This is a genomic window from Bifidobacterium sp. LH_450 (assembly GCF_056356715.1).
This window is the reverse complement of sequence record NZ_JBKEUU010000001.1, coordinates 501,192-518,332: the sequence shown is the minus strand read 5'-3', so window position 1 is coordinate 518,332 and position 17,141 is coordinate 501,192. Positions and strand designations below refer to the sequence as shown.

Below are 17,141 nucleotides of genomic sequence, written 5' to 3'. Positions count from 1 at the left end.
GCTAGCGCGGGCCGGCTGCCAGTGCCTTCCTGATGCGCTGGATGCTGACCGGCTGCGCCGTGCCGAGTTCCTGCGCCCATAGCGACACGTAGAACTCCTCGAGCATCCAGCGAGCCGTTTCGGCCCGTGCCATCGCTTCGTCGCGCTTGTCGCCGGCCGGCAGCCCCTTGGCGTCAGCAAGCGCCTTGTCGACGAGCTGGCGCGCCTCGTCGGCCTGCCACGCCCATTTGACGTCGCGGTTGCGGTCCTCCTTCGCCTTGCGGATGCGCACGGCGTCGGCCTGCAGGTAGCGCGTCAGGTACTGCAGCTGCACCGGGGGAGTCGCCCCGATGAAGCCGGGCCGCACCAGCGTGCCGATATGCGCGCGCACCGACTGCAGCACCGACAGCATCGGCAGGTCCGCCTTGCCGGAGACCATGCGGTCGACGTCGGCATAGCGCTTGAGCGTTTCGATGACGTCGCGGGCCACCGCGTACACGGTGTCCTCGAACGCCTGGCGCACCTCCTCGACGGCCGCCTCGAGCTGCGCGTCGGTATCCAGCTGCGCGATGTCGGGCAGCAGCCACTTGACGGCGGCCAGCTGCAGGTCCTCGACGAGCGCCTTCGTGTCGGCGTAGGGGGCGGAGGCGAGCATCAGCGCCTCCGTGCCCAGCCAGCGCGACGAAATGCGTTCGGACGGCAGCCGCAGCCGTTCCAGCGCGGCCTTCCATAGCAGCTGCGCCCGGCTGGCGTCGGTGGCGCCGGCCTTATGCAGCAGATTCGCCTCGGCGACGGCGCGGCCCTCGTCCGCCGCGGCCTTCGCCTGCCGCTTGACCGCCTGCCGGGCCGATTCCTGCGCCTGCTGCGCGAACCGACGCTGCAGGTCGGGCAGCGACTTGCCGGTGGCGAGGACCTTGGCGCGCGGCCGGCGCGGCCCGCGCCCCTTGGCCGCCGGCCTGGGTTCCTCGACGACGAACGTCATCCTCAGGTACGGCGCCAGCCGTTCGGCAAGCCCGTCGAGGTCCTCGGGGTGGATCGTCGCGCCGACGGTGGCGATGGCGGCCTTCGTGAACGCGTGCGCCAGGTCGGGCCAGCGTTCCCCGCGCGCGCCTTGCGAGCCGGGCAGGTCCCCGTATTCCTCTTCAAGCCATGCGCGGATGCGGCGCGCGGTGTCGGGGGCGGGCACGAACTGCACGCGCAGCGCCTTGGGCAGCGCCTTGATCAGCGCCACGATCAGCTCGTCGAGCAGCCCGGGCACGTTCCAGCTGAATTCGTCCGGTTCGAGCTGGCCGAGCAGCGCAATGGGGATGTGCACGCTGACGCCGTCGAGCGGGTCGGCGGTGTCGTACACGTAGCTCAATCGCAGGTCGATCGGCTTGCCGTCGGCGCCGGCGGTATGCCAGCGGTCGGGGAAGTCGTCGAGCGAGACGGCGTCGACGTCGCCCAGGCGCTCGACCTTCGAGGGGTCGAAGTCCAGCAGCTGCGGGTCGCTTTCGCGCTCCTTCTTCCACCACGCCGCCAGCGCCGCCAGCGACGTGACGTCGGCCGGGATGCGCTCGTTGTAGAAATCGAAGAGGTCTTCGTCGCTCGCGGCCTGCGCCGCCTGCCGCGTACGGTTCGTATCGTCCGCCGCTTCCTCGAGCTTCTTGAGATTGGCCGCGATGAATCCGTCGAACGGGAAGCGCTGGGCGACATCGCCTTCGACGAGCCCCTGGCGGATCAGGAAATCGCGCGCTTCGGCCGGGTTGATGCGGCCCCACTGCACCGTGCGCCCCTCGACGATCGGCAGCCCGTAGAGCAGCACCTTCGCTTCGGCGACGGCGGCGCCGCGCGAGGCCGACCAGTGGGGTTCGGCATACGTCGTGCGCGTCAGGTTCCCGGCGAGCGGTTCCGCCCACGCCGGGTCGATCTGCGCGCAGTAGCGTGCCCACAGCCGGCTCGTCTCCACCAGCTCGGTGCTGATGATCCACGGCGGGGTGGCCTTCGCGGTCGCCGAGGCGGGGAAGATGGCGAACTTCGTGCCGCGCGCGCCCTGGTATTCGTTCTTCGCCTGCTTCTGGGCGCGCTTGAGCGCCTTGGCCCGTGCGGCGCCCTTGAGATGCGCGTAGTCGGAGGCCTTCGGCTCGCGGACGACCTGCATGCCCATCATCGACAGCAGCCCCGAAAGCATCGCCGTATGGATGCCCTGCGCATCCCATGAGCAGGCGAGGCTGTGCGCGCCCTGCTGTCCGATCGGCAGCGCCCGCACCGATTCGTCGGGGCGCGAGGACGGCTCGGGCTCGCCGACGCGGAACTTCATGTCCCGGCACAGCTCGCGCAGCTGCGAGACAAGGTCCTTCCACTGGCGCATGCGCGGGAAGTTCAGGTATTCGTCCTTGCACAGCCGGCGCAGCGCATGGTTGCTCATCTCGCCGTCGGCGCCGTACGCGCGGTCCCACAGGTTGAGGGCCGTGAGGAAATCGCTGGTCGGGTCGGCGTAGCGGTTGTGGATGCGGTCGGCTTCCTCGCGCTTGTCGTCGGGCCTTTCGCGCGGGTCCTGCAGGCTCAGGAACGCCACGACGACCAGCACGGCGGCCAGCGTGTTCGGCGTCGTCGAACGGGCGGCCTCGATGATCATGCGCCCCAGGCGCACGTCGATCGGCAGACGCGCCAGCTGGCGCCCGATATGGGTCAGCGTCGTCTCGCCGCGCTTGCGGGAAATGGCCTTGAGCTCGGTCAGCTCGTTGAAGCCGTCGGAGACCGCCTTCATGTCCGGCGGGTCGATGAATCCGAAATCGGTGATGTCCTCCGCGCGCTTCGCCACGCCGACCGACAGCATGTGCAGCACGACGGCGCCCAGCGACGTGCGCAGGATCTCGGGTTCGGTGAAGCGCGGACGGCTTTCGTAGTCCTCGCGCGAATACAGGCGGATGCAGATGCCGTCGGCCACGCGCCCGCAGCGGCCGGCGCGCTGGTCGGCGCTGGCCTGCGAGACCGGCTCGATCGGCAGGCGCTGCACCTTCGCGCTCTTCGAATAGCGCGAGATGCGCGCCAGGCCCGGATCGACGACGTAGCGGATCGACGGCACCGTCAGCGACGTCTCGGCGACGTTCGTGGCGATGACGATGCGCTGGCGCGTATGCGGCTCGAACACGCGGTGCTGGTCCTTGGCCGAAAGCCTGGCGTACAGCGGCATGATCTCGATGGCGTCCGGGCGGCGCATGTCGGCGGCGCGCGGGCCGTAATGGCGCCGCAACGCCGATTCGTATTCGCGGATGTCGCGCTCGCCGGCGGCGAAGACGAGGATGTCGCGCGGGCCGCGTTCGTGCTGGGAGAGGATGACGAGCTCGGCGCAGGCGCGCGCCACGGCCGTGGGGATGTCCTCGGCGTCGCCGCGTTCCTCGCCGTAGCCTTCCTCGCCGGGCCGCGCGCCGTCAGCGAAGCCCGGAACGTGGCTGACGAGCGCCGGCGCGCTGCCGAGCGGCTCGTAGGCGATCTTGACCGGGTACGTGCGTCCCGACACCTCGATGACCGGCACCTTCGCATGCAGCGCCTGCTCGAAATGCTTCTGGAACTTCACCGAATCGATCGTCGCCGACGTGATGACGAGCTTGAGGTCGGGCCGCTGCGGCAGCAGCGCCGTCAGGTATCCCAGAAGGAAGTCGATGTTGAGGCTGCGTTCGTGCGCCTCGTCGATGACGATCGTGTCGTAGCGGGTGAGCTTGGGGTCGCGCTGGATCTGGGCGAGCAGGATGCCGTCGGTGACGACGCGCAGCCGCGTTTTCGGCGAACTTTCGTCGGTGAAGCGCACCTGGTAGCCGATTTCCTGGCCGAGCGGCACGTCCATTTCGCTGGCGATGCGTTCGGCGACGGTGCGCGCGGCCAGGCGGCGCGGCTGCGTATGCACGATCTGGCGCCCATCCGCGCCTCGGCCGAGCTCCAGCAGGATCTTCGGCAGCTGGGTGGTCTTGCCCGAACCGGTCTGGCCGGACACGATGACGACCTGGTGGCTGGCCACGGCATCGGCGATGTCGCCGCGCGCCGCGCTGACCGGCAGCTCGTCGGGGTAGGAAAACTTCATTTCTCGTTTCTTCGGTTCTGTCGTTCTTCGTTCCTTGCGAAGCTACTTGCGGTGCACCTCGATGACCCGGTAGCCCTTCGAGCTGCCGTACTTCGCCACTTCGTAGCCGTCGCCAAGGGCGGCCGCCAGCCACGGCATCAGCGAATCGGCGCCGAGGTTCTTCTGCACGACCAGGTAGGCGTAGCCGTCCGGCGCCAGCCGCGGCAGCCACTGCATCAGCAGCGCGTGCAGCGCCTCCTTGCCGATGCGGATCGGCGGGTTCGACCAGATGCGTTCGAATTCGAGCCCCTCGGGGACGTCGTCGGCGTCGCCGGCATGCACGTTGGGGCAGCCGTTGCGTTCGGCGTTGGCCGCCGTAAGCCCGATGGCGCGCTCGTTGACGTCGACGGCGTATACGGCCGCCTCGGGCGACTCCTTCGCCATCGCCAGCGCAACCGGCCCCCAGCCGCAGCCCAGGTCGAGGAAATCGCCGCTCTCGGGCAGCTCGGGCGCATGCCTGAGCAGCACCTGCGTGCCCAGGTCGACGCGGCTGCCGGAAAACACCCCGTTGGACGTCTCCACGGATACCGGGTATCCGCGCACCGTGAACTCATGCGCCGTGCGCACGTCCTTCGACGTCGGTTCGGCTGCGAAATACTGCTCGTTGTCTGCGCCCATCATCCATCCTTTCCGCTGTCCGATCTTAATCGGCCGCCGCGAAGATCGGCGCCCCGCACATACATGCCTTCCCGCGCAACGGGCCGTGGCCCGCTGTGCATGCTCCGGGCGCACCTGCTGGATGCCTTCGCCCATGCGGCCGGCTCGCCGCCTTCGCGCGTGGGAATGCATGGGGGCCTCGTGTTGTTATCGTTGGCGGTACATGGGTGAATGACGGAAAAAGGGGTGTGCTTGGCTCAGTTTGTGCAGATAGCCCAGGAAGACGACGACAAGGAACGCACCGGCGTGCTGGCCGGCCAGTCGGAGGTGCTGCTTGACGGCAGCCGCGGCGCGCGCCAGGCGGCCGCGCGACATGCCGGCGACGAGCAGTGGGCGGAGCGCCAGGCCCGCAACGAGCTCAAGCACGTCGCGGGCCTGGGAGAGCTCGAGGACGTCACCGAAGTCGAATACCGCAAGGTGCGCCTCGAACGCGTCGTCCTCGTCGGCGTATGGTCGGCGCGCGACTCGTCGCTCGCCGAGGCCGAGGAATCGCTGCGCGAGCTGGCCGCGCTGGCCGAAACGGCAGGCGCCGTCGTGTGCGACGGCGTGCTGCAGCAGCGCAGCCGCCCCGACGCCGCCACCTACGTGGGTTCCGGCAAGGCGAAGGAAATCGCCGGGCTCGTCGCCGCGCACGAAGCCGACACGATCATCGTCGACGCCGACCTGCCGCCGAGCCAGCGCCGCGCGCTGGAGGACGCGACGAAGGTCAAGGTCGTCGACCGCACCGCCGTCATCCTCGACATCTTCGCGCAGCATGCCTCCAGCCGCGAGGGCAAGGCGCAGGTCGAGCTCGCGCAGCTCAACTACATGCTGCCGCGCCTGCGCGGCTGGGGCGCGTCGCTGTCGCGCCAGGCAGGCGGCCGCGCCGCGGGCGCCGATGCAGGCATCGGCTCGAGAGGCCCGGGCGAAACGAAGATCGAGATGGACCGCCGCGCCATCCGCTCGCGCATCGCCAAGCTGCGCCGCCAGATCGAGCAGATGGCGCCGTCGCGCGAAATCAAGCGCGGTTCGCGCCGGCGCTTCGGTCTGCCGACGGTGGCCGTCGTCGGCTATACGAACGCCGGCAAGTCGTCGCTGACCAACCGCCTGACCGGCTCGGCCGAACTCGTCGAGAACGCGCTGTTCGCCACGCTCGACACCGCCGTGCGCCGCACGAAGGGCGCGGACGGGCGCCTGTACGCCTACGTCGACACGGTCGGGTTCGTGCGCCGCCTGCCCACGCAGCTGGTCGAGGCGTTCAAGTCGACGCTGGAGGAGGCGGGGGATGCCGACCTGATCGTGCACGTCGTCGACGCGTCCCACCCCGATCCGTTCAGCCAGGTCCGCGCCGTCAACGAAACGCTCAGCCAGATCGAAGGGGTCGGCGCCATCCCGTCGGTCCTCGTCTTCAACAAGATCGACCTGATCGACGGCGCCACGCTCGAACGGCTGCGCGCGCTCGAGCCCGACGCCGCGTTCGTTTCGTCGGCCACCGGCGAAGGGATCGGCGACCTGCGCGCACGCATCGAGTCGATGCTGCCGGTGCCCGGCGTGCACGTCGAGGCCGTGCTGCCGTATACGGCCGGCTCGCTGCTCGCCCAGGTGCGCGAGAGCGGCCAGCTGCGTTCCGTCGAATACCGCGACGACGGCATGGCCCTGGAAGCGGACGTCGACGACCGCCTGGCCGCCAGGCTCATGGACGCGGCCATCGCGTAGCCGCTGCCGGTGTGCCGCTCCGGCCTGCGGCCTTCATACGGTTCGTCCGGGAACCCCCTGGACGGCCACCTCCAATGGTTTCGCGCATAGCCGCCGCGGGCAGGCAAGGACGCGCGGAATGTGATGTTGGCCATATTGTGCGTAGGCGCCGCGCCGCTGTACGCCAAAACGCTTTGGCGCCGTCAGCGAGTGGGATTACTGTAAAGGTGAAAACCCTATGGAGGCCGCCCCCGTGGCCGGCCTTACCTGGATCCCGCAAGTGGCGGGACGACGTGCATTGAAGAGGTCGAAACATGGTGAATTCTTCCATCAAGCCAACCAAGCTGGCCATTGTCGGCGCCGGCGCCGTTGGATCCACGCTTGCTTTCGCGGCCGCCGAACGCGGCGTTGCCCGTGAAATCGTGCTCGAGGACATCGCGAAGGAGCGCGTCGAGGCCGAAGTGCTCGACATGCAGCATGGCTCGAGCTTCTTCCCGACCGTCTCGATCGAAGGCTCCGACGATCCGGAGATCTGCCGCGACGCCGACATGGTCGTCATCACGGCCGGTGCCCGCCAGAAGCCGGGCCAGTCCCGCCTCGACCTGGCCGGCGCGACGATCAACATCATGAAGTCGATCATCCCGAACCTCATGAAGGTCGCCCCGAACGCCATCTACATGCTCATCACCAACCCGGTCGACGTCGTCACCCAGGTGTGCCTGAAGCTTTCGGGCCTGCCGGCGACGCAGATGTTCGGCTCGGGCACCAACCTCGACTCCGCCCGCCTGCGCTTCCTGATCGCGCAGCAGACCGGCGTCAACGTCAAGAACGTCCATGCCTACATCGCCGGCGAGCACGGCGACTCCGAAGTGCCGCTGTGGGCTTCCGCCACCATCGGCGGCGTGCCGATGTGCGACTGGCAGGCGCTGCCGGGCCACGCCCCGCTCGACGCCCAGGTGCGCGAGGAAATCCACCAGGAAGTCAAGAACGCCGCCTACAAGATCATCAACGGCAAGGGCGCGACGAACTACGCGATCGCCATGAGCGGCGTCGACATCATCGAGTCGATCATGCACGACACGAACCGCATCCTGCCGGTCTCGTCGCTGCTCGACGACTTCCACGGCATCTCCGGCGTGTGCATGTCCGTGCCGACGCTGCTGAACCGTTCCGGCGTCAACTCGCGCATCAACACCCCGGTGTCCGACCGCGAGCTCGCGGCCCTTAAGCGCTCCGCCGAGACGCTGAAGGAAACCGCCGCCCAGTTCGGCTTCTGATTCCCGCGAGCCCCGCGGCCCGTCCGGCCGCCGGCAAAGCAACGCCCCGCGCCTGCCATGTGCAGCGTGGGGCGTTGCTTTGCCGGCAGCGCTGCCCAGGCGTAGATTGCCGGGCGCGCAAGGGCGCCTTCTCTCAAGCGTCCACTTGCAGGCGTTCTTTTCCGCTTCGTATTCCGCCGTTGTCTTTCCGGGGCGCCGCAGGCTCTGGTGCAGCGCCTACATTTTGCGCAGCACGGTGACGACCTTGCCCATGATCTGCGCATGGGTGCCGTCGATGGGGGAGTAGTTGGGGTTGTGCGGCATGAGCCACACATGGCCGTCCTCCTTGCGGAACGTCTTGACGGTGGCCTCGTCGCCGAGCAATGCCGCGACGATGTCGCCGTTGACGGCGTCATGCTGTTCGCGCACGACGACGAAGTCGCCGTCGCAGATGGCGGCGTCGATCATCGAGTCGCCATGGACCTCCAGCATGAACAGGTTGCCGGTGCCGGTCAGCCGCACCGGCAGGCGCATGACGTCCTCGACATGCTGCTCGGCGGTAATCGGCACGCCGGCGGCGATTGTGCCGACCAGCGGCACGTCGCGCGACAGCAGGAACGCGTCCTCGTCCCCGGCGGTCGTGACGTCGACGGCTGCGCCGCCCGAGGCGGGGGCGCCCTGGGGCTGGGGCTTGTCCCCGACGATTTCGATGGCGCGCCCCTTGTTCGGGTCGCGCCGGATGAAGCCCTTCTCTTCCAGCACATGCAGCTGGTGCTGGACCGACGACGTGCTCTTCAGTCCGGCGGCCTGCCCGATTTCGCGCAGCGAAGGGGCGAAGCCCTGCTCGGCCAGCAGCGTGCGGATGGCGTCCATGATCTTGCGCTGGCGGTCGGTCAGCTGGGGGCGGCTGCCAGCGTCGCCTGCCGTCCCGGGCTCATGCGTTGGGATGCTCATCGGTGCTCCTTGCTCGTATTGGTTCCAGCATAGCGCGAAACGCCGGAGATTCCAAACAGATGTTCGAATCGATTTGACTTAAGTCGAACATCTGTTCGAAAATGGATGAGGAATCTTCCATACCGTTCGAAAGGATCGCGCCATGTCCGTTTGCGAAGCGTCGCGCCCGGCCGGGTGCCTGTCCCTGCCCGCCATGAGGCCATCGTGGCGGGCGCATCCCCCTACGCGCCGCTGGAAAGCCCCCAAGGCGCGCCCAAGGACTATGGTTATAGGTATGCATTGTCCCTATTGCCAGAACGCCGATACGAAAGTCATTGACACGCGCATCAATGACGATGGCTATTCCATCCGCCGACGGCGCCAGTGCATGGCGTGCGGCCGCCGCTTCAGCACGATGGAGACGACGACGCTGCTGGTGCGCAAGCGCAGCGGGAACCTCGAGCCGTTCAACCGCGACAAGGTCATCTCCGGCGTGCGCAAGGCCTGCCAGGGGCGGCCGATCAAGGAAGAGGACCTGAAGATGCTGGGGCAGAAGGTCGAGGAGGACCTGCGTTCCCAGGGGCTGGCCCAGGTCGAATCCGACGAAGTGGGCAAGGCCATCCTCAAGCCGCTGCGCGAACTGGACGAAGTGGCCTACCTGCGCTTCGCCAGCGTCTACCAGAATTTCGAGAACCTCGAGGACTTCCAGAAGGCCATCGACGCGCTCCGCCAGGAGCGCTAGCAATACGGCTGCCGCGCTGTCCCGGAAAGCGCTGGCGGCATGGCTGCTGCGCCCCGTCGGGCGCGCTTGCCGATCATGACGTCCCTCGGGGAGTGCGCAGGGCGGATATGGGGAAGGCGCCTGTGCAAACCGCAGGCGCCTTCCTTGCGTATTCAGGCTGTTTCGCCGGCCGCATGCCGCCGGTCAGGAAAGCATGCGCATGCGGATCGTGCCGTCGATGCTGCGCAGCTTTTCCAGCGTTTCGGCGTCCGGGCGCGTGGCGACGTCGGTGACGACGTAGCCGATTTCGCCTTCGGTGGCCAGCGCCTGGGCGGAAATGTTGATGCCGGCGTCGCCGAGCACGTGGTTGACCTGCGCCAGCACGCCCGGAAGGTTGTCGTGCAGGTGCGCGATGCGCGCCTCGCCGCGGCATTCGCCGAGCGTGATCTGCGGCATGTTGACCGACAGGCCGGTCGAGCCCTTCTCCCAGTAGTCTTCGAGGCGCTGGGAAACGAACGTGCCGATCGACTTCTGGGCCTCCAGCGTCGAGCCGCCGATATGCGGAGTGAGGATCATGTTGTCCTCGTTGGCCAGCGACGTCTCGAACGGATCGCCGCTCTTCTTCGGCTCGATGGGGAAGACGTCGACGGCCGCGCCGCCCAGGTGCCCGCTGTCCAGATGCTGCTTGAGCGCGCCAAGGTCGGCGACGAAGCCGCGCGACAGGTTGATGAACATCGCGCCGTCCTTCATCTTGGCGAACTGGTCCTCGCCGAAGAAGCCGGTGTTCTCCTTGCGCCCGTCGACGTGCAGCGTGACGACGTCGGCCTGTTCGAGCAGCTCGTCGAGCGTGTCGCAGCGGTGGGCGTTGCCCAGCGCGAGCTTCTCCTCGAGGTCGTAGAACACGACGCGCATGCCGAGCGCCTCGGCGATGACCGACAGCTGGGAGCCGATGTTGCCGTAGCCGACGATGCCCAGCGTCTTGCCGCGCACCTCATGGCTGCCGGCGGCCGACTTGTCCCACAGGCCGTGCTTCATGTGGTGCGTATGGGCTGGAATGCGGCGCATCAGGCAGATGATGTCGCCGATGACGAGCTCGACGACCGAGCGCGTGTTCGAATACGGGGCGTTGAACACGGCGATGCCGTGCTTGGCCGCGTAGTCGAGGGCCACCTGGTTCGTGCCGATGCAGAAGCACCCGATTGCCGTCAGCGAGCCGCGCGCGTCGATCACCTTCGGCGTGACGGTCGTCTTCGAGCGGATGCCGAGCAGGTCGACGCCTTCCAGCGCGTCGATCAGCTCGTCCTCGGAGAGCGCGCCCTTGCGTGCATCGACTTCGAAGCCGGCCTTCTTCAGGGATTCGACGGCCAGCGGATGGATGTTTTCGAGGAGCAGTGCCTTGGGCATGGGACCACCTTTGCTTGGGTTACATTGTCAAGATTTGTTCATCCGACTTGGTTCTAACTATAAACAGTCGCTGCGTCGGACGCGTCAGCGCGACATATAGATCGGACGCCGCGACGATCCTCGAAGGCGCCTCCTGCTCGATCATGCCGGGCTCGACGACGATGACGGCGTCGTATTCGAGGCCCTTGACCGACTGGGTGTCGCAGATGCTGATCTGCTCGTCGAGCGAGTCGAGGCCGATGTCGTGGCGCAGCGCGTGGGCCACGCGTTCGCGCACCGCGTCGCGCAGGGCGTCGGGCACGATGATGGCGATGCGGCCCGTGCCGTCGTCGGTGACGAATTCGCCGGCCAGCCGCACGGCGTCGCGCCCGATGGCGTCGTAGAGCTCCTCCTGGGTGGCGACGGTATGGCGCTCGACCGACCCGGGCACGCTGCGCACGGCCTTGACGGTGGAGATGTACAGGCCCTCGCGCTGCGCGAAGGCGCAGGCCATGTCCGACACCTCCTTGGGGTTGCGGTAGTTGATCGTCAGCTCGTTGAGGCTCCAGCCATTCGGGCCGAACAGCTGGTTCATCGTCGACTTCCACGACCGCGTGCCGCCAAGGGCGGCCGTCTGCGCGACGTCGCCGACGATCGTGAACGAGCGCGAGGGGCAGCGCCGGATCAGCATGTGCCATTCCATCGGCGTGAGCTCCTGCGCCTCGTCGACGACGATATGCCCGTAGGTCCATTCGCGGTCGGCCGCCGCGCGCTGCGCCGTGGCGTCGGCCGCCTCGCCGCGCATGCTGTCGGCGAGCATCTGCGACGTGACGATGCCCGAGCCGATGCCGACCTGGGCGAGCGTGTCCTTGGCGAACTGCTCCTCTTCGGCGCGCTTGGCGTCGGCGGCGGCAAGCCGGGCCGCTTCATGCGGGTCGGGTCCGAGCAGCTCCATCGCCTCGTCGAGCAGCGGGATGTCGGAACGCGTCAGCGGGGCGCCCTTGGGGCGCGTGAGCATCGCCACCTGCTCGTCCGTGAGCCACGGGGCGAAGCGGCGCAGCTGTTCGGGCTTGCTGAACAGCTGGTCGAGCAGCCACTGGGCGTTCATCGGCAGCCATGCGAGGTTGAGCGTGACGCGCAGCTTGTCGTTGAGCTTGAGCTGCGCGGCCGCTTCGGCGAGCTCCGCCTGCTCGGGCACGTAGTCGAGCCGTTCGGCATACTGCGACCGCAGCATTTCCAGCATGCTGCGCACGAAGGTCTCGCGGGCCTTGTTGTGCGGCTGGCGCGTGCGGCGCGCGTCGGCGATGGCCGTCTTGATGTCGCTGGCGCGCACGTCGAGGCGCACGCCGTTGACGGTGATGCTCGGCAGCTTGGCGGGCACGCGCTCGCGGCCGGCTACGGCGTTGGCGATCATGCGGGCCATGCGCCGCTGCCCCTTGAGCTGGGCGACGTGCGGCTCGTCGAGGCGCGTGGCGTTCACGCCGGGGATCAGGTCGGCGATCGTGCGGCTGACCACGCCGGTCTCGCCCAGCGACGGCAGCACCTGGTCGATGTAGCGCAGGAACGTGCCGCTGGGGCCGATGACCAGCACGCCGGAACGGTCGAGCATCTTGCGGTGGGTATACAGCAGGTAGGCGGCGCGGTGCAGCGCCACGGCCGTCTTGCCGGTGCCGGGGCCGCCCTGCACGACGACCGCCCCGCGCAACGGGGCGCGGATGATGCGGTCCTGCTCGGCCTGGATTGTCGCGACGATGTCGGTCATCTTGCCGGTGCGCCTCGAACTCAGCGATGCCAGCAGCGCGCCTTCGCCGGTCAGCGTGCCGCGGTCGGAGGCAGCCCCGACATGCTCGGAATTGACGTCCAGCACCTCGTCCTCGATGCCGGCCACGTCGCGGAAATGCAGCGTCAGGTGGCGCCTCATGACGATGTCGCCATGGTGGGAAGGGGTGGCTTCATAGAACGGCCGGGCCGCTTCGGCGCGCCAGTCAGTCAGGATCGGCTCGTGGTTCTCGTCGGACAGGCCGATGCGGCCGATATAGCGCCGCTGTCCCTTGTCGTCGTCGAGCCGCCCGAATACCAGCCGGTCCTCGACGGCGCGCAGCTGCGCCAGCCGGTCCTCGTACATCGTGGCGAATGAATCCCGTTCGGTACGTTGCGTCGGCGAGCCGTGGGAGCCGGCGGCGCGCACGGCGTCGAGCCGGGCGCGAGCCTGCGCGCGAAGGTCGTCGAGCCGGCCATAGGCCCGGTCGACGGCACGCTGCTCTTCCTGAAGCTGAACCGAATACTGTGACATGCCTTCCCGTTCCCCTCGAATACAAGCTTTCAAGCTTGTTCAATGTAGCGCAAGCCACCTACGAACATAACGGCTCGCAAGGGGTGGGCGCCGGCCTTCCTTCCGTGCGCCGGCAGCGCCGGAAAGGGCCGTTTGGGGCGCCTGTGCGGCGAATTATGGGAGATTGGGAAGAAAAACCTGCATAAGTGGGGAATTTCGGTGAGTTGTGGGGTAAAGTGGGGAGGAACATTGCCCGGGTCACCCTGAAGATGCGCATGAGGGGAGGTGGATGATGGCCCTGCAGGACGAAACGCCTTGCGCCGCCCCATCCAGCGACGTCCCCGACGCCGATGCGCACGCGGCGGCGCCGGCAGCCGAAGCGCTGCCGATGCTGCTGGGAACCTACGAACCGCGGATGGATGCCAAGGGGCGCATGGCGCTGCCCGCCAAATTCAGGCAGGCGCTTGGGGAGGGGCTCGTCATGGCCCGCGGGCAGGAACGCTGCATCTACCTGCTGCCGCACGCCGAATTCCGCCGCATCGCCACGCAGATACAGCGCGCCAGCGTCGGCAACCGGGCGGCGCGCGAGTACCTGCGCATCTTCCTGTCGGGAGCGGTGGACCAGGAACCCGACAAGCAGGGGAGGGTGCTGGTGCCGCAGATGCTGCGCGACTATGCGCGGCTGGGCGACGACATCGTCGTCATCGGCGTCGGCACCCGCGCGGAGATCTGGGACAAGGCGGCATGGGAGGCCTATCTCGCCGCCAATGAAGAAGGCTATGCGGACATAGCCGACGACGTACTGCAGGAACTGGAGTTTTAACGAACGATGACCGATATTGCCGCCATCCACAAGCCCGTGCTGCTTGAACGGTGCGTGGACCTCGTCGCGCCCGCCCTCGCCCATGAAGGCGCCGTGGCCGTCGACTGCACGCTGGGGCTGGCCGGCCATTCCATAGCGTTCCTCAAGGCCGCGCCGCAGGCCATGCTCGTCGGCATCGACCGCGATGCCGAAGCGCTCGCGCTCGCCACCGAACGCATCGCTTCGCAGGGCCTGTCGGACCGGTTCATTCCGGTGCACGCCCCATTCGACGACTTCACCGCCGTGCTCGACGCCAACGGCATCGGCCGGGTGGACGCCGTATTCATGGACCTGGGGCTGTCCAGCCTGCAGATCGACGAAACGGACCGCGGCTTCTCCTATTCCCATGACGCCCCGCTCGACATGCGCATGGACGTGGCCCAGGCGCTGACGGCCGAGCAGGTGCTGGCCGACTACCCGGAGGAGCGGCTGGCCTCCATCTTCTCCCGGTACGGCGAAGAACGGTTCGCGCGCCAGATCGCCCGGCGCATCGTGCGCACCCGCGAGGCGCAGCCGCTGCATACGTCCGCCCAGCTTTCGCGCCTCGTCGACGACGTCGTCCCCCAGGCGCACCGCGGCGCCGGCAACCCGGCCAAGCGCGTATTCCAGGCGCTGCGCATCGAAGTCAACGGCGAACTCGACAAGCTCGCCCGCACGCTGCCGCAGGCGGCCCTGCGGCTGGCCGTCGGAGGGCGCCTGGTCGTCGAGTCGTACCATTCGCTGGAGGACAAGGCCGTCAAGTCGTTCATGGCGCAGGGTCTGAAGATCGACGCACCCGCCTCGATGCCGGTCGTGCCCGACGACATGCAGCCGTTCTTCAAGGAACTGACGCGCGGCGCCGTCAAGGCCGACGAGGCCGAAATCGCCGCCAACCCGCGGTCGCAGTCCGTGCGGCTGCGCGCCGTCGAGCTGACGCGGCCGATACCGCACCGGTGGGCGGTCCGCATGGAACAGGCAAGCCGCGGCGCGCAGCGGGACGACCGCGGCGCGCGCCAGGCGCATCATGGCGCCCGCACCAGGGCAAGGAGGGGCTGACATGGCACAGTCACGCAACGTCCGTTCGGTCGCGGCGCCGCCGACGAGGCGCGCCAAGGACGGGGAAGCCGAACGCAGCAAGCGGCCCGAGCTCAAGGTCGTCGCCGGCAAGGCGAAGTCCTCCGCCGTCAGCCGCGGCGTCGAGGGCCTGGTCAACTGGACGAAGGCGCGCGCGACCCCGATGATGCACATCGCGGTCGCCGTCGTGTTCCTCGTCGCCAGCCTGCTCGGCTCGCTGCTGCTGCGCACGCAGATGATCCAGAACTCGTTCGAATCCACGCAGATCCAGCAGAACATCACGACGCTCACGCAGGACGTCGACGACGACCAGGCCAAGCTCGACGAACTCGAGGCTTCGCTGCCCCAGAAGGCCCAGGACATGAACATGGTGCCGGCCACCGGTTCGCTGACGATCGACCTGAAGGGGTACAAGGCACAGGAGGATGGCACCAAGCAATGAAACGCCTGTTGCGTTCCGGCAAGAGCGGCCAGCTCTTCAACCGCACCGTCGCCGTGTGCGCCGTCCTCGGCCTGATGGCCGTGGCGTGCCTCGGCGGCCTGGTATGGGTGCAGCTGATCAACGGTTCGTCCCTCGCCGCCGCGGCGACGCGCAGCCGCACGCTGTCGGTGACGGTCAGCGCGCGGCGCGGCAAGATCACCGACGTCAACGGCACGGTGCTGGCGCAGAGCGTCGAGCGCTATACGATCATCGGCAATCCGACGGCCGCCCAGGAATTCGAGCCGACCAAATGCACGTCCTCCACGCAGAGCTACTGCCATTCGCTCGACGGCAAGGACCTGACGACCTCGGGGGCGGCGGCCGTCGCCCAGCTGCTGGCGCCGCTGCTCGACATGGACGCCACCACCATCGGCGGCCTGCTGTCGGGCACGGGCCAGTACGCCGTGCTCAAGAAGGACGTCACGCCTGAAGTCAAGCGCAAGATCGACGGCCTGAACCTTGGCGGCATCGTCTACGGCGAGCTGAGCAACGAGCGGCTCTACTCGAACGGCACGCTGATGGGCGCGCTGCTCGGCGGCGTGAACGCGGACGGCGACGGCGTCGCCGGCATCGAGCAGCTGGAGAACGCCACGCTGACCGGCACCGACGGCTACCAGGTGTACCAGCAGGGCAATGGCGGCGAGGAAATCCCCGGCACGATGACCGAATCGAAGGACGCCGTCAACGGCTCCGACGTGGCGCTGACCATCGACCGCGACGTGCAGTGGCGCGTCGAGCAGATTCTCAAGACGGACCAGAAGAAATACAGCGCCAGCTGGGGCATCGCCGTCGTGCAGGACGTGGAGACCGGCGAAATACGCGCGCTGGCCGATACCGACACCATCGAGGCCGGCAGCGACGACGCCAAGCTGAACGTGGCCCGGTCCGTCAGCGAAACGTTCGAGCCGGGCTCGGTCGGCAAGGTGTTCACGATGTCCGGGCTGCTGCAGGAGGGCCTGCACAAGATGAGCGACAAGTTCACGGTGCCCAACACGCTGACCCTCGACGGGCAGACCTACAAGGACGCCGAGGAGCACGCGACCGGCCACTGGACGCTGGCCGGCATCCTCGAGCAGTCCAGCAACGTGGGCACGATCATGGCGTCGAGCGACTACACCGACAAGGAACGCTACGAGTACCTGACGAAGTTCGGCATCGGGCAGGCCAGCGGCCTTGAGCTGCCGGGCGAATCGCAGGGCGTGCTCACGTCGGCGGACTCGTGGGACGGCCGCACGCGCAACACCGTCCTGTTCGGCCAGGGCTATTCGACGAACGCGCTGCAGCTGACCAACGCCATCGCCGTCATCGCCAACGGGGGCGTGAAGAAGCCCCAGAAGATCATCAAGTCGGTGACGGGAGCCGACGGCCACGCCGTCGAGGCGGATGCCGGCTCCGGCACGCGGGTCATCGACGAATCGGTGGCCAAGGACGTGCTCAACGCCATGGAATCGGTCTCCGAACACTACCAGAAGTTCGCCGGCGTTTCCGGATACCGGGTGGCCGCCAAGTCCGGTACCGCCGAGGTGACGGGCTCTGATGGTAAGCTCTCCTCGGTCATCAGCGACTACACCGCCATCATTCCCGCCGATAATCCGAAGTTCGTCGTCACCGTCGTGCTCAAGGATCCCCAGGGCAGCTACGGCGGCCTGACCGCAGGGCCGGTGTTCGCCGAAATCGGCGAGTTCCTGATGCAGAAATACGACGTGCCGACCTCATCGGCCCGCACCGACGCCATTCCGGTGGAGTGGTAGGCCGATGGCACGACGGCAAC

12 protein-coding genes are annotated in these 17,141 nt (G+C 67.9%); 7 read left to right on the top strand and 5 right to left on the bottom strand.

All coding sequences use genetic code 11. The annotated features are described in order from the left end of the window. Position 1: 1 nt before the first annotated feature. Together hrpA and AC1AXT_RS02230 are read right to left on the bottom strand one after the other, a co-directional pair. Positions 2–4,039, bottom strand: a complete 4,038-nt coding sequence (hrpA, locus tag AC1AXT_RS02235; protein ID WP_476540316.1) for an ATP-dependent RNA helicase HrpA — start codon at positions 4,037–4,039, stop codon at positions 2–4. Positions 4,040–4,081: 42 nt separating this feature from the next. After that, on the bottom strand, positions 4,082–4,696 hold the full coding sequence (locus AC1AXT_RS02230; RefSeq protein ID WP_476540314.1) for a class I SAM-dependent methyltransferase: 615 nt from the start codon (positions 4,694–4,696) through the stop codon (positions 4,082–4,084). Between the two features lie 210 nt (positions 4,697–4,906). Here AC1AXT_RS02230 and hflX point away from each other — a divergent pair, with 210 nt between their 5' ends. Together hflX and AC1AXT_RS02220 are read left to right on the top strand one after the other, a co-directional pair. Continuing rightward, the gene (gene hflX, locus AC1AXT_RS02225) at positions 4,907–6,430 is read left to right on the top strand and encodes a GTPase HflX (protein WP_476540312.1); all 1,524 of its coding nucleotides are present in this window, start codon (positions 4,907–4,909) and stop codon (positions 6,428–6,430) included. Between the two features lie 293 nt (positions 6,431–6,723). Next, positions 6,724–7,686, top strand: a complete 963-nt coding sequence (locus tag AC1AXT_RS02220; protein WP_476540310.1) for an L-lactate dehydrogenase — start codon at positions 6,724–6,726, stop codon at positions 7,684–7,686. Positions 7,687–7,902: 216 nt separating this feature from the next. On the opposite strand, the gene lexA is transcribed toward AC1AXT_RS02220, so the two are convergent. Then, on the bottom strand, positions 7,903–8,538 hold the full coding sequence (gene lexA, locus AC1AXT_RS02215; protein WP_476540533.1) for a transcriptional repressor LexA: 636 nt from the start codon (positions 8,536–8,538) through the stop codon (positions 7,903–7,905). A gap of 355 nt (positions 8,539–8,893) precedes the next feature. Between lexA and nrdR the strand changes: the two genes are divergently transcribed. Further along, complete coding sequence (gene nrdR / locus AC1AXT_RS02210) at positions 8,894–9,340, top strand: transcriptional regulator NrdR (protein ID WP_476540308.1); 447 nt, start codon at positions 8,894–8,896, stop codon at positions 9,338–9,340. A gap of 183 nt (positions 9,341–9,523) precedes the next feature. Here the strand turns inward: nrdR and serA are convergent, their stop codons facing one another. Then, positions 9,524–10,723, bottom strand: coding sequence for a phosphoglycerate dehydrogenase (gene serA / locus AC1AXT_RS02205; protein ID WP_476540306.1), 1,200 nt, complete (start codon positions 10,721–10,723; stop codon positions 9,524–9,526). Between the two features lie 19 nt (positions 10,724–10,742). Continuing rightward, positions 10,743–12,995 carry a HelD family protein gene (locus AC1AXT_RS02200; RefSeq protein ID WP_476540304.1) on the bottom strand — a complete coding sequence of 751 codons (2,253 nt, stop codon included), beginning with the start codon at positions 12,993–12,995 and terminating at the stop codon, positions 10,743–10,745. Between the two features lie 367 nt (positions 12,996–13,362). On the opposite strand from AC1AXT_RS02200, the gene mraZ reads away from it, so the two are divergent. Genes mraZ through AC1AXT_RS02180 form a run of 4 tightly spaced genes read left to right on the top strand, consistent with a single transcriptional unit; the run spans position 13,363 to position 17,121 of the window. Further along, entirely contained in the window at positions 13,363–13,797 is a 435-nt protein-coding gene (gene mraZ / locus AC1AXT_RS02195) for a division/cell wall cluster transcriptional repressor MraZ (RefSeq protein WP_476540531.1), read from the top strand. A gap of 6 nt (positions 13,798–13,803) precedes the next feature. Further along, a complete protein-coding gene (gene rsmH, locus AC1AXT_RS02190) occupies positions 13,804–14,871 on the top strand; it encodes a 16S rRNA (cytosine(1402)-N(4))-methyltransferase RsmH (protein ID WP_476540302.1) in 1,068 nt (355 codons plus the stop codon). A gap of 1 nt (position 14,872) precedes the next feature. Beyond that, on the top strand, positions 14,873–15,331 hold the full coding sequence (gene ftsL, locus AC1AXT_RS02185) for a cell division protein FtsL (protein ID WP_476540300.1): 459 nt from the start codon (positions 14,873–14,875) through the stop codon (positions 15,329–15,331). Further along, the gene (locus tag AC1AXT_RS02180) at positions 15,328–17,121 is read left to right on the top strand and encodes a peptidoglycan D,D-transpeptidase FtsI family protein (protein ID WP_476540298.1); all 1,794 of its coding nucleotides are present in this window, start codon (positions 15,328–15,330) and stop codon (positions 17,119–17,121) included. The genes ftsL and AC1AXT_RS02180 overlap by 4 nt, the downstream gene beginning before the upstream one ends. The last annotated feature ends 20 nt before the right edge of the window (positions 17,122–17,141 follow it).

Bases quoted from the DNA above. Each gene is read 5' to 3' on its own strand.
- ftsL (WP_476540300.1), top strand. From the start codon at position 14,873: ATGGCACAGTCACGCAACGTCCGTTCGGTCGCGGCGCCGCCGACGAGG.
- AC1AXT_RS02200 (WP_476540304.1), bottom strand. From the start codon at position 12,995: ATGTCACAGTATTCGGTTCAGCTTCAGGAAGAGCAGCGTGCCGTCGAC.
- AC1AXT_RS02230 (WP_476540314.1), bottom strand. From the start codon at position 4,696: ATGGGCGCAGACAACGAGCAGTATTTCGCAGCCGAACCGACGTCGAAG.
- mraZ (WP_476540531.1), top strand. From the start codon at position 13,363: ATGCTGCTGGGAACCTACGAACCGCGGATGGATGCCAAGGGGCGCATG.
- hflX (WP_476540312.1), top strand. From the start codon at position 4,907: ATGACGGAAAAAGGGGTGTGCTTGGCTCAGTTTGTGCAGATAGCCCAG.
- nrdR (WP_476540308.1), top strand. From the start codon at position 8,894: ATGCATTGTCCCTATTGCCAGAACGCCGATACGAAAGTCATTGACACG.
- hrpA (WP_476540316.1), bottom strand. From the start codon at position 4,039: ATGAAGTTTTCCTACCCCGACGAGCTGCCGGTCAGCGCGGCGCGCGGC.
- lexA (WP_476540533.1), bottom strand. From the start codon at position 8,538: ATGGACGCCATCCGCACGCTGCTGGCCGAGCAGGGCTTCGCCCCTTCG.
- rsmH (WP_476540302.1), top strand. From the start codon at position 13,804: ATGACCGATATTGCCGCCATCCACAAGCCCGTGCTGCTTGAACGGTGC.
- serA (WP_476540306.1), bottom strand. From the start codon at position 10,723: ATGCCCAAGGCACTGCTCCTCGAAAACATCCATCCGCTGGCCGTCGAA.
- AC1AXT_RS02180 (WP_476540298.1), top strand. From the start codon at position 15,328: ATGAAACGCCTGTTGCGTTCCGGCAAGAGCGGCCAGCTCTTCAACCGC.
- AC1AXT_RS02220 (WP_476540310.1), top strand. From the start codon at position 6,724: ATGGTGAATTCTTCCATCAAGCCAACCAAGCTGGCCATTGTCGGCGCC.